The following is an 11,506-nucleotide window of genomic DNA, read 5'->3' on the forward strand; positions in this document are numbered from 1 at the left end:
GTCAGCGGGCCAGTTCCTTCGCCTTGGCGATGGCCTGGTCGATGCCGCCGACCATGAAGAACGCCTGCTCGGGCAGGTGGTCGTACTCGCCCTCGCACAGTCCCTTGAACGAGTGGATGGTCTCCTCGACCGGCACGAACTCGCCGGGCTGCCCGGTGAACGCCTCGGCGGCGTACATCGGGTGGGACAGGAACCGCTCGATGCGGCGGGCCCGCTGCACGACGACCTTGTCCTCCTCGGACAGCTCGTCGATACCGAGGATGGCGATGATGTCCTGCAGCTCGCGGTACTTCTGCAGGATCCGCTTGGTCTCCTGGGCCACCCGGTAGTGCTCCTCGCCGACGATGGTCGGGTCGAGGATGCGGGAGGTGGAGTCCAGCGGGTCCACCGCCGGGTAGATGCCCTTCTCGGAGATGCCACGGGCCAGCACGGTCTGCGCGTCGAGGTGCGCGAACGCGTTGTGCGGGGCCGGGTCGGTGATGTCGTCCGCCGGGACGTAGATCGCCTGCATGGAGGTGATCGAGTGACCGCGGGTCGAGGTGATGCGCTCCTGGAGCACGCCCATCTCGTCGGCCAGCGTGGGCTGGTAGCCCACCGCGGACGGCATCCGGCCGAGCAGGGTGGAGACCTCCGAGCCGGCCTGGGTGAAGCGGAAGATGTTGTCGATGAAGAGCAGCACGTCCTGCTTCTCGACGTCGCGGAAGTACTCCGCCATGGTCAGCGCGGACAGCGCGACGCGCAGCCGGGTGCCCGGCGGCTCGTCCATCTGCCCGAAGACCAGGGCGGTGTCCTTCAGGACGTCCGCCTCCTCCATCTCCAGCCACAGGTCGTTGCCCTCACGGGTGCGCTCGCCGACCCCGGCGAACACCGAGGTGCCGGAGAACTTCAGCGCGACCCGGCGGATCATCTCCTGGATGAGGACGGTCTTGCCCACGCCCGCGCCGCCGAACAGGCCGATCTTGCCGCCCTTGACGTACGGGGTGAGCAGGTCGATGACCTTGATGCCGGTGGGCAGCATCTCGGTGCGCGACTCGAGTTGGTCGAACGCCGGCGACGGCCGGTGGATGCCCCAGCGCTCGCTGATCTCCAGCGACGCGGTGGGGGTGTCCAGCGCCTCGCCGAGGGTGTTCCACACGTGGCCCTTGACGACCTGGCCGACCGGCACCGAGATCGGCGCGCCGGTGTCGGTCACCGCCGCGCCGCGGACGACGCCGTCGGTGGGCTGCATGGAGATGGCGCGGACCAGGTTGTCGCCCAGGTGCTGGGCGACCTCCATGGTGAGGGTCTTGGTCTCGCCGCCGAGGGTGACCTCGGTGGTCAGCGCGTTGTAGATGTCCGGCATCGCCTCGACGGGGAACTCCACGTCGACGACGGGACCCGTGACCCGGGCCACACGACCTACGGTGGTCGCGACGGTCTCAACTGTCATTGTGGTTTCTCACTCTTTCCCCGCTGAGGCGTCGGCGAGCGCGTTCGCGCCACCGACGATCTCGCTGATTTCCTGGGTGATCTCGGCCTGGCGAGCCTGGTTCATCTGCTGGGTGAACACCTTGATGAGCTCGTTGGCGTTGTCGGTCGCCGACTTCATCGCCCGGCGCCGCGAGGCGTGCTCGGAGGCGGCCGACTGGAGCAGCGCGTTGAAGATGCGCGACTCGATGTAGCGGGGCAGCAGCTGGTTGAGCACGTCGCCCGCGGTCGGCTCGAACTCGTAGTAGGGCAGCGGCCCGCCGGCCGGCTCCTCGGTGGTCTCCTCGACCTCCAGCGGGAGGATCCGCTTTGCCCGGACCTCCTGCGTCAGCATCGACCGGAACTCGGTGTGCACGACGTGGATCTCGTCGATGCCGTTGTCGTCGCTGAACGCGGCGACCAGCGACTGGGCGATCTCCTTGGCGTGGGCGTAGGTCGGGTTGTCGGAGAACCCGGCCCACTCCCCACTCATCTCCCGGTCGCGGAACCGGTGCCAGGTGATGCCCTTGCGCCCGACGACGTACGGCTTGATCTCCAGGCCGCGGCCGCGCAGGTGACCGGCCAGCGCCTCGGCCTCGCGCAGCACGTTGGCGTTGAAGCCGCCGGCGAAGCCGCGGTCGCTGGTGACGATGAGCACCCCGGCGCTGGCCGGCCGCTCCTTGGCGACGGTCAGCGGGTGGTCGATCTCGGCCGAGTTGCTGAGCACCGCCGACACCGCGCGGGTGATCTCCCGCTCGTACGGGACCGCGGCCTCCATGCGCTGCTGGGCCTTGATGATCCGCGACGAGGCGATCAGCTCCTGGGCACGGGTGATCTTCGCCGTGGACCGGACCGACCGGATCCGCCGCCGCAGCAGTCTTAGCTGGGCACCCATGGGCTAGTTCTTCTCGGTCTTGCGGACGTGCTTCACGATCTTCTCCTGGCCGACCTCGTCCGCCTCCAGGGCGTCGACCGGCTCGTCTTGGACCAGCATCTCGCCGGAGGACGTCTGGAAGCCCTGCTTGAACTCGGTGATCGCGTCCTTCAGCGCGGTGACGGTGTCGTCACCCAGCTCCCTCGTCTCGCGCAGCGTGTCGAAGATGCCCTTGTGCGCCGACGAGATGTACTCCAGGAACTCCGCCTCGAAGCGCGCCACGTCCTCCAGCGGCACGTCGTCCAGCTCGCCGGTGGTGCCCGCCCACACCGAGACGACCTCGCGCTCCACCGGGAACGGGGTGTACTGCGGCTGCTTGAGCAGCTCGACCAGCCGGGCACCGCGCTCCAGCTGGGCCCGGGACGCCGGGTCCAGGTCGGAGGCGAAGGCGGCGAAGGCCTCCAGGTCGCGGTACTGCGACAGCGACAGGCGCAGCGTGCCGGCGACCTTGCGCATCGCCTTGACCTGCGCGGTGCCGCCGACCCGGGACACCGAGACACCGACGTTGATCGCCGGGCGGACGCCCGAGTTGAACAGGTCGGTCTCCAGGAAGCACTGGCCGTCGGTGATGGAGATGACGTTGGTCGGGATGAACGCCGACACGTCGTTGCCCTTGGTCTCGATGATCGGCAGGCCGGTCATCGACCCGGCGCCCATGTCGTCCGACAGCTTGGCGCAGCGCTCCAGCAGGCGGGAGTGCAAGTAGAAGACGTCGCCGGGGAACGCCTCACGGCCCGGCGGACGGCGCAGCAGCAGCGAGACGGCGCGGTAGGCGTCCGCCTGCTTGGTCAGGTCGTCGAAGACGATGAGGACGTGCTTGCCCTGGTACATCCAGTGCTGGCCGATGGCCGAGCCGGTGTAGGGCGCCAGGTACTTGAAGCCGGCCGGGTCGGAGGCCGGGGCGGCGACGATGGTGGTGTACTCCATCGCGCCCGCGTCCTCCAGCCGGGCCCGCACCTGCGCGATCGTCGAGCCCTTCTGGCCGATCGCGACGTAGATGCAGCGCACCTGCCGGGCCGGATCACCCGATGCCCAGTTCTCCCGCTGGTTGAGGATCGTGTCCACCGCGATCGCGGTCTTGCCGGTGCCGCGGTCGCCGATGATCAGCTGGCGCTGGCCGCGGCCGATCGGCGTCATGGCGTCGATCGCCTTCAGGCCGGTCTGCAGCGGCTCCTTCACCGGCTGCCGCTGGACGACCGAGGGCGCCTGCACCTCAAGCGGGCGGCGGGCCTCGGCCTCGATCGCGCCCTTGCCGTCCAGCGGGTTGCCCAGCGGGTCCACCACGCGGCCGAGGAACGCGTCGCCGACCGGCGCGGACAGGACCTCGCCCGTCCGGCGGACCGACTGGCCCTCCTCGACGCCGCTGAAGTCGCCGAGGACGACGGCACCGATCTCCCGGACGTCCAGGTTCAGTGCCAGGCCTCGGGTGCCGTCCTCGAACTCAAGCAGCTCGTTCGCCATCGCCGAGGGAAGGCCGGAGATGTGGGCGATGCCGTCGCCGGCATCGACGACGGTCCCGATCTCCTCGCGCGCCGAGCCTTCCGGCTCGTACGCCTGTACGAAGCGCTCAAGCGCGTTCCGGATCTCGTCCGGCCGGATCGTCAGTTCCGCCATCTCTGTTCAGTCTCCCTATTCATCGGCCGCCCTGATGTTCCTAGCCGGCCAGCCGGCGGCGGACTTCTTCAATTCGTCCTGCGATGGTGGTGTCGATCAACTCGTCGCCCAGCCGGACGGAGAATCCACCGATCACCCGCGGGTCCACCTCGGTGTTCAGGTGGACCACGCGACCGTATGTGGTGCGCAGCCAGTCGGCCAGCCGCCGCCGCTGCGCGTCGCTCAGCGGGACCGCGCTGCGCACCACGGCGACCAGCTGCTGCCGCTGCTCGGCGACGAGCCCGATGTAGGACTCGAGCCCTCGCTCCAAACTACGTCCTCGCGGCTGCAGCACGAGCTGCTCGATCAGCCGCAGCGAGGACGGCGCCACCCGGGTGCCGAGCAGCTCGGCCAGCAGCGCGCGCTTGGCCTCGGCCGGAGCGGCGCGGTCGCTCAGCGCGTGGCGCAGCTCGGGGTTGGCCTCGACGATGCGGCCGAACCGGAACAGCTCGTCCTCGACGTCGTCGATGACGCCCCGCGACTCGGCCTCGGCGGCCGAGGCGCCGACGCTCAGCCGCTCCAGCGCGTCCGGCAGGTCGGGCGACCGGGACCATCTGGCCTCGGCGGCCGCGGCCACCGTCTCCAGGGCGGCATCGCTGATCTTGCCGCCCAGCAGTGCCCGGACGACCTCGACCTTGCGGGCCGCGTCGGCGCCGGGGTCGGTGAGGTTGCGGCGCAGCCCGTGCTCGCGGTCGAGCAGGACGGCGACCGCGTGCAGGTCTTCGGCCAGCCGGCCGAGGTCGGCCGCCGCGGCGACCGCGTTGAACCGCTCCTCGACGGTGGCCAGCGAGCTCCGGCTGAGGCCTCTCATCAGCGCACCGCCGCCCCGTCCGCGGACTCGAGCTCGTCGAGGAACCGGTCCACGATCCGGCTCTGCCGCGTCTGGTCCTCAAGCGACTCGCCGACGATACGGCCGGCCAGTTCGGTGGCCAGCCGGCCGATCTCGCCGCGCAGCTGGGTGAACGCCTGCTGGCGGTCGGCCTCGATCTGCGCGTGCGCCGCCTCGACGAGCCGGCGCGCCTCGGCCTGGGCCTCCTCGCGCAGTTCGGTCTTGATCTGCGCGGCCTGCTCGCGGGCCTCCTCGCGCATGCGGGCGGCCTCGTGGCGGGCCTCGCTGAGCTTGGCCTTGTACTCCTCAAGGGTGCGCTGAGCCTCGGCCTGGGCGTCCTCGGCCTTCTTGATGCCGCCTTCGATGGCCTCGGTGCGCTCCGCCAGGGTCTTCTGCAGCCGGGGCACCAGCATGCGCCCGACGAGGAACAGGACGACCAGGAAGGAGAACCCTCCGATGACCATCTCCGCCACGTCGGGAAGGAGCGGGTTGGTCGCTTCCTCTGCAGCCAGCAGATTCATAAGTGCAGCCTTCCGTCAGGCCGGTCGCGTCAGGCGCGGAACGCGAACGCGAGGGCGATACCGATGAGGGCGAGCGCCTCGGCGAACACGAAGCCCAGGATCATGTTCTGGCGGATCAGGCCGTAGGCCTCCGGCTGCCGGGCGATGGCCTGCACGCCCTGGCCGAAGATGATGCCGATGCCGATGCCGGGGCCGATCGCGGCGAGGCCGTAGCCGATGGAACCGAGGTTGCCGGTCACTTCAGCGAGGAAACCCATTGATGCTTTCCTTTTCTATCGACCGGTGGGTGATCTCCACCGGAGTTCGGGCTGAGGTAGGAGGTCGTCGCGAGCTATGCGGTGCGCGGTCTCAGTGCGCGGGGTGCAGCGCGTCGTTGATGAACATCGCGGTCAGCAGGGCGAACACGTAGGCCTGCAGGGCCTGGATGAACAGCTCGAAGGCGGTGAGCAGCAGCGTCATCAGCACGCCGAGCACCCCGAGCGGGGCGCCGAGCGGGGTGAGCTTGACCACCAGGAAGTGCCAGCCCACCTCGGAGAACAGGGCGACGATGAGGTGACCGGCCATCATGGTGGCGAACAACCGCACCGCGTGGGTGATGTGCCGCAGGAAGAAGGTGGAGATCAGCTCGATCGGCGCGACCAGCACGTAGATCCAGCCCGGCAGGCCGGGAGGGAACATCACGTTCGTGAAGAACTTGATGGGGCCCTGGTTCTTCATGCCGAGGTACATCACCATCAGCCACACGCCGATCGACAGGATCGCCGGGTAGCCGATGCGCGACATGACGGGGAACTGGACGAAGATGACCGAGCCGAACAGGTTCATGATCCACACGAAGAGGAACATGGTGAACAGCAACGGCATCCAGCGGTCGCTGTCCTTGCCCAGGTTCGGCCGGGCGATCTGCTCGCGGACGAACTCGTACGCCAGCTCGCCGACGTTCTGCACGCCGCGCGGCACGAGCTTGGGCTTGGCGAACGCGGCGAAGGCGAAGGCGATGACCAGCAGGCCGCCGATGAAGGCGTAGAGCGCCGGCTTGTTGAACCATGCCGCACCCTCGACGAGCGGTGGCCAGTCGAACAGGCCGAGGCCCGGAGCCTGGAACTCATCGGAGGCGAGAGGCGTCAGCGTGGCGCTCACTCGTCGGTCCCTTCGTCGTGGTGGGTCAAGAGGTCATCCGTTGGCCGCGCCCGCGACGGGCCGGCCGGATCGGGAGTGTGAAGAGGGCGAGGAGTCCAGGGCTCGACGGCTCCGACAGGCGCTCCTCTGCCGTGTCTACCGCGCACGCGACAATAGCAGGCGCGGCTCTGACTAGTCATATCGAGTCAGCCATATGAGATCTTGGTCGTCGGCAGCGGGCGACGGCGAGCGCTCCGGTCGATCCGGGAACGGCGTGCCGCGACGCGGCCAGGGCCGGGAAGGTGGTCACCTCTTCTCCTCCACCCGGCCGGGGACCTTGGCGTCGGGATCGACGTAGAGCATGCGGAGTTTCAGGAAGCCGCGGGCCTCGCCCACCGTCCAGGCGATGGTGCCGATGATGACGGTGGTGCTGAACGCGCCCGGACTCCAGACCGTGGCGTCCGCGAAGGTCTCCAGCAGCACGGCGAGCAGCAGGATCTTGGTCAGGAACGTGCCCATGGCCGCGGCCATCATGATCACCGGCGAGACGCGCGCCGCGTAGGCGACCGCGATCAGGCCGATGGTGAAGAACGCGCCGACCACCAGGATGCCGATGCCGGCGCCGAGCGCGCCCTTGGCCCCCGCGACGACCGCGGCGACCAGGACGGCGATCACGCCCACCAGCGCGGTGGGAATCGCGGCCGACCTGAGGATCCGCAGATCGTTGTCCTGCATCGGGCACTCCAGAACCGGTTATCAAGCGAGCGATTGCTACCTCGCGGAGCGGGGTGGCCCGCCCTTGCTAGTGAAAGATATCACAAGCTCCGGGATGGCCGCCTTTACCTGGGATTTCGTGCGGGTGAACCTACGGTTCACCTGGGCGGATCGGCTCACCGGCGCGCCCGGCCCCGAGCCTACGCGGTCCGCGGACCGGATGGTCAGCCCGCCGGCGCCGACGCGCGGGAGACGGCCGCGCCGGACACCGGCGGATCCTCCGGCGCCGTCGGATCGGGACCGGGGCGCCGGCCGGCCGCGTGCGCCCCGCCGCCCCGGCCGCCGCCGCGCCCGGACCGCCAGCGCGGCAGCGCCATCATCACCAGCACGACCAGCGCGAACAGCACCACCGCCGGGAACACGATGAGCGGCACCGCCACCACCGACAGGCCGACGACGGCCGCCGCGAACAGCAGCGTCCAGGCGTACATGATCAGCACGGTCCGGCGGTGCGAGTGGCCGATCTCCAGCAGCCGGTGGTGCAGGTGCCCGCGGTCCGGCGCGAACGGCGACCGGCCGTACGACGTGCGCCTGATCACCGCCATGACCAGGTCGGCCAGCGGCAGCACCATCACCGCCAGCGGCAGCAGGATCGGCAGGATCACCGGGAACCGGTTGACCGGGTCGCCGTCGACCGCCGCGGCGTTGTAGTCGATGGTGCCGGTCACGGTGACCACCGAGGTCGCCAGCACCAGGCCGATCAGCATGGCGCCGGTGTCGCCCATGAAGATCTTGGCAGGGTGGAAGTTGTGCGGCAGGAAGCCCAGGCACATGCCGATCAGCACCGCGGTGACCGACGCCGACACGCTGATCCGGCTCTGCTCCAGGTTGTAGGTGAGCACGATCGTCCAGACGAACGTGGCCATCGCGGAGATGCATACGATGCCCGCCGCCAGGCCGTCCAGGCCGTCCACGAAGTTCACCGCGTTGATGGTCACCACGACCACCAGGATGGTGATGATCGCGGTGAGCGTGCTGTCCAGGCTGACGGTCTCGCCGTTGGGCAGCGGGATCCACAGCAGGGTCAGCTTGAAGAAGACCAGCAGGCCGGCCGCGGCGATCTGCCCGCCGAGCTTGACGAAGGCGTCCATGCCGAGCCAGTCGTCGAAGAAGCCGACCAGCACGATCACCCCGCCCGCCGCGGCCAGCGCGATCACCGCCTGCCCCTCGCCCACCCGGGGGTCGGCGAGGGTGGCACCGACGTGGGCGACCTTGGTGGCGACGAACAGCCCCGCCAGCATCCCGGCGTACATCGCCAGGCCACCGAGACGCGGGGTGCGGACGGTGTGCACATCCCGGTCGCGGATCTCCGGCGCCGCCCCGATGCGCAGGGCGAACGCCCGGACCAGCGGGGTGAGGAGATAAGTGACCGCTGCCGTCACCAGCGCTATGAGGGTGTATTCGCGCACGAGCCCAGTTTTCCGTATCGCCCGGTCACATGGGACCGGAAAGGTACACAGAACCACACATTAACCACGTGGATATGCCGGGTGACCACGAGTGAGACGAGTCACCTGATCTCTGATCGACGCTACCGCACCGGGATCGCGCACCGCCCCGGCCACCATCGCGGCGATCTCCTTCATCTCCGGCACGCCCATGCCCTGCGTGGTGACGCACGGGGTGCCGAGCCGGATCCCCGAGGTCACGGTGGGCGGCTCCGGATCGTAGGGGATCGCGTTACGGTTGAGAATGATCTTCGCCGCCGCGCAGGACCGCTCGGCCGCCGCCCCGCTGACCCCGAGGCCGCGCAGATCGATCAGCGCCAGATGGGTGTCGGTGCCGCCGGACACCGGACGCATGTCCTCGGCGGCGAGCGCCTCGGCCAGCGCGCGGGCGTTCGCCACCACCTGCCCGGCGTAGCGGCGGAACTCCGGTCGCATCGCCTCGCCGAAGGCCACCGCCTTCGCCGCGATCGCGTGCATCATCGGACCGCCCTGGATGAACGGGAACACCGCCCGGTCCATCCGCGCGGCGACCTCGGCGGTGCACAGGATGCCGCCGCCGCGCGGGCCGCGCAGCGCCTTGTGCGTGGTGAAGGTCACCACGTCGGCGTACGGCACCGGCGACGGCACCGCACCGCCCGCCACCAGGCCGATCGTGTGCGCGACGTCGGCCAGCAGCCATGCCCCGATCTCGTCGGCGATGCCGCGGAAGACCGCGAAGTCCACCAGCCTCGGATAGGCCGTGGCGCCGCACACGATGAGCTTCGGACGGTGCCGCAACGCCAGGTCGCGCACCTCGTCGTGGTCGATCGTCTCGGTGTCGCGGCGCACCCCGTACGCCACCACGTCGAACCAGCGCCCGGAGAAGTTGACCTTCGAGCCGTGCGTCAGATGGCCGCCGTGCGGCAGGGCCATCGCCAGCATGGTGTCCCCCGGCCGCATCAGCGCCGCGTACGCCGCCAGGTTGGCCGACGCGCCCGAATGCGGCTGGACGTTGGCGTGCTCGGCGCCGAACAGCTCCTTCGCCCGGTGCACCGCGATCTCCTCGGCCCGGTCGACCACCTCGCACCCGCCGTAGTAACGCCGCCCCGGATACCCCTCGGCGTACTTGTTCGTCAGGGTGGACCCCAGCGCCGCGATCACCGCGGGCGAGGCGAGATTCTCGCTGGCGATCAGCTGCAGGCCGCCGCGCAGCCGGTCCACCTCGTCCAGCAGGACCCGGGCCATCTCCGGATCCTGCGCCAGCAGGAGATCGAAGTCCGGACCGTAGAACCCGCCGCCGTGCTCGTGCTCCTTCGCGTGCATGGCTGGATCACTCCTCCCCCGCGCCCGCGAACCGGCGCGGCAAGGACCACCGATCCCCTCACTGTATGCCCGCCGCCGGCGATTTCCCGGTACCCGGCCACCACCGCCCCGCCCGGCCCGGGCCGCGTCACCCCTGGTGGACGCCGCCCTGCCCGGCCCGGCCGGCCCGCGAGCCGGCCGCCTCCAGCCCCGCGCGCCCGGCCCGGCCGGTCAGCTGTAGGCGTGCGGCGCCGCCGAGGACGCCGGGATCCACCGCGGGGTGTCGGCGGCCTCGTCACTGATCGCGGTCAACACCGCCTGGCGGTAGGTGAGGAGCCGGTTGCGCCACTCGGTGATGTCCTCGACGTGGCGCGCGGCCACCGGCGCGTCCCACACGTCGCGGCTGCGCGCCATCTGGTGCGCCTTGTCCAGCGAACGGGTGAGCCCGTCCAGCAGCGGGCGCACCTGCTGCCACAGGTCGACGAGCTTCTGGTACTCGGGGTTGAAGCGCCAGGCCGACGGCTGCCCGCCCGGGGAGAAGGGATCGGCCGTGGCGGCCGGCGGCGTCTCGCCTGGCTGGAGCGGCTGCGGTGCCGGCGGATCGGCGTACATCTTCGGCGGCCTCCTCTAGGAGCCGGCCGGCGCGGAGGGATCCGCGCGTCCGCCGGCCGTCCCGTCACCTGTCTCGTGCCCGGCGCGGCCCTCCCGCACGCCCGGCGGCCCATCTTCCCCGCCGTACCCGTCTCCCCCGCCGTACCCGCCGGATTCCTCATGCCCGCCATGCCCGCCATGCCCGCCGGATCCCTCGTGGCCGCCGGCCCGGACGGCTTCCCGTCCCTCGCCATCCGGCGGGGCCCAGACCGCGTGCCCGCCCGTACCGGGCCCGCCGATCGGCCCGCCGGCGTACCGGCCCGCCTCCTGGCCACCGGACGCCGCGCCCTGCGGGCCGTGACCGGCCGATGACTCCACGGGGGCGTGGACACCGGCCTGCACGGCTCCACCGCCGTCAGGGACGCGCTGCGGCGCGTCCGGGCCGCCTCCCGCGCCGTCCGGCGGGGCCGCGCCATCGTACGGCGAGGCGGCGCCACCGTCGGGCGGCGGGGGAAGAGCCGGGCCATCGGGGAACGGGGTGGCGGCGCCCGGCCCGGGGGCGGCCGCCGCCGGGCCGGCCGGCGGCACCTGGCCCGATGGACCGTCCGGCCCCGCGTGGCCCTCGCCGTGCAGGTCCGACACCACCGGCTGGTCCAACGGCGGGACCTCGCCCATGTGCTCGGTGAGCCACTTGACGTACTCGATGTCCGGCGGCTTCATCGTGACCTCGACCACCTTGACCCCGTCGACCTCGACCACCGTCGTGTGCTCGCGGGAGGTGTCGATATCGTGCGAATTATCGGCTCGCGGGGTGTCCAGCACCGGATCGGGGCCCTGCCGAGGATCCCCGCCGAGGGGATCGGCGAACTGCGGCCGCTCGCTCTCCGGCCGGGAGTCCGGCTGCTGCCGC

The 11,506-nt window shown here is 70.7% G+C and carries 11 protein-coding genes and 1 pseudogene; all 12 read right to left on the bottom strand.

Going from position 1 to position 11,506, the window contains the following annotated elements:
* Nucleotide 1 precedes the first annotated feature (1 nt).
* Nucleotides 2–1,429: a F0F1 ATP synthase subunit beta gene (atpD, locus tag Sru01_RS00525; RefSeq protein WP_203981781.1), complete on the bottom strand. Its 1,428-nt coding sequence runs from the start codon at nucleotides 1,427–1,429 to the stop codon at nucleotides 2–4.
* A 9-nt stretch (nucleotides 1,430–1,438) separates the two neighbouring features.
* Nucleotides 1,439–2,341 (bottom strand): F0F1 ATP synthase subunit gamma, encoded by a 903-nt coding sequence (locus tag Sru01_RS00530; RefSeq protein ID WP_203981782.1) that lies wholly within the window; start codon nucleotides 2,339–2,341, stop codon nucleotides 1,439–1,441.
* A 3-nt stretch (nucleotides 2,342–2,344) separates the two neighbouring features.
* Complete coding sequence (gene atpA, locus Sru01_RS00535; RefSeq protein WP_203981783.1) at nucleotides 2,345–3,994, bottom strand: F0F1 ATP synthase subunit alpha; 1,650 nt, start codon at nucleotides 3,992–3,994, stop codon at nucleotides 2,345–2,347.
* 40 nt (nucleotides 3,995–4,034) lie between these two features.
* On the bottom strand, nucleotides 4,035–4,844 hold the full coding sequence (locus Sru01_RS00540) for a F0F1 ATP synthase subunit delta (protein ID WP_203981784.1): 810 nt from the start codon (nucleotides 4,842–4,844) through the stop codon (nucleotides 4,035–4,037).
* Nucleotides 4,844–5,383 carry a F0F1 ATP synthase subunit B gene (locus Sru01_RS00545; RefSeq protein WP_203981785.1) on the bottom strand — a complete coding sequence of 180 codons (540 nt, stop codon included), beginning with the start codon at nucleotides 5,381–5,383 and terminating at the stop codon, nucleotides 4,844–4,846. The genes Sru01_RS00540 and Sru01_RS00545 overlap by 1 nt, the downstream gene beginning before the upstream one ends.
* 29 nt (nucleotides 5,384–5,412) lie before the next feature.
* Nucleotides 5,413–5,640, bottom strand: coding sequence for an ATP synthase F0 subunit C (gene atpE / locus Sru01_RS00550; protein ID WP_203981786.1), 228 nt, complete (start codon nucleotides 5,638–5,640; stop codon nucleotides 5,413–5,415).
* Nucleotides 5,641–5,731: 91 nt separating this feature from the next.
* Nucleotides 5,732–6,523 (bottom strand): F0F1 ATP synthase subunit A, encoded by a 792-nt coding sequence (gene atpB / locus Sru01_RS00555; RefSeq protein ID WP_203981787.1) that lies wholly within the window; start codon nucleotides 6,521–6,523, stop codon nucleotides 5,732–5,734.
* A 285-nt stretch (nucleotides 6,524–6,808) separates the two neighbouring features.
* The gene (locus tag Sru01_RS00560; protein ID WP_203981788.1) at nucleotides 6,809–7,237 is read right to left on the bottom strand and encodes a Cg1360 family ATP-synthase-associated protein; all 429 of its coding nucleotides are present in this window, start codon (nucleotides 7,235–7,237) and stop codon (nucleotides 6,809–6,811) included.
* Nucleotides 7,238–7,440: 203 nt separating this feature from the next.
* Complete coding sequence (locus Sru01_RS00565) at nucleotides 7,441–8,685, bottom strand: MraY family glycosyltransferase (protein ID WP_203981789.1); 1,245 nt, start codon at nucleotides 8,683–8,685, stop codon at nucleotides 7,441–7,443.
* Nucleotides 8,686–8,745: 60 nt separating this feature from the next.
* Complete coding sequence (gene glyA / locus Sru01_RS00570) at nucleotides 8,746–10,026, bottom strand: serine hydroxymethyltransferase (RefSeq protein WP_203981790.1); 1,281 nt, start codon at nucleotides 10,024–10,026, stop codon at nucleotides 8,746–8,748.
* A 210-nt stretch (nucleotides 10,027–10,236) separates the two neighbouring features.
* Nucleotides 10,237–10,617 carry a hypothetical protein gene (locus Sru01_RS00575; RefSeq protein WP_203981791.1) on the bottom strand — a complete coding sequence of 127 codons (381 nt, stop codon included), beginning with the start codon at nucleotides 10,615–10,617 and terminating at the stop codon, nucleotides 10,237–10,239.
* Nucleotides 10,618–10,632: 15 nt separating this feature from the next.
* Nucleotides 10,633–11,506, bottom strand: a pseudogene (locus Sru01_RS00580) (hypothetical protein); the annotation flags it as partial.

This window comes from Sphaerisporangium rufum (assembly GCF_016863395.1).
GTDB classification, from domain to species: Bacteria; Actinomycetota; Actinomycetes; order Streptosporangiales; family Streptosporangiaceae; genus Sphaerisporangium; species Sphaerisporangium rufum.

Bases quoted from the DNA above. Each gene is read 5' to 3' on its own strand.
- Sru01_RS00575 (WP_203981791.1), bottom strand. From the start codon at position 10,617: ATGTACGCCGATCCGCCGGCACCGCAGCCGCTCCAGCCAGGCGAGACG.
- Sru01_RS00540 (WP_203981784.1), bottom strand. From the start codon at position 4,844: ATGAGAGGCCTCAGCCGGAGCTCGCTGGCCACCGTCGAGGAGCGGTTC.
- atpD (WP_203981781.1), bottom strand. From the start codon at position 1,429: ATGACAGTTGAGACCGTCGCGACCACCGTAGGTCGTGTGGCCCGGGTC.
- Sru01_RS00545 (WP_203981785.1), bottom strand. From the start codon at position 5,383: ATGAATCTGCTGGCTGCAGAGGAAGCGACCAACCCGCTCCTTCCCGAC.
- atpA (WP_203981783.1), bottom strand. From the start codon at position 3,994: ATGGCGGAACTGACGATCCGGCCGGACGAGATCCGGAACGCGCTTGAG.
- glyA (WP_203981790.1), bottom strand. From the start codon at position 10,026: ATGCACGCGAAGGAGCACGAGCACGGCGGCGGGTTCTACGGTCCGGAC.
- Sru01_RS00560 (WP_203981788.1), bottom strand. From the start codon at position 7,237: ATGCAGGACAACGATCTGCGGATCCTCAGGTCGGCCGCGATTCCCACC.
- Sru01_RS00530 (WP_203981782.1), bottom strand. From the start codon at position 2,341: ATGGGTGCCCAGCTAAGACTGCTGCGGCGGCGGATCCGGTCGGTCCGG.
- atpE (WP_203981786.1), bottom strand. From the start codon at position 5,640: ATGGGTTTCCTCGCTGAAGTGACCGGCAACCTCGGTTCCATCGGCTAC.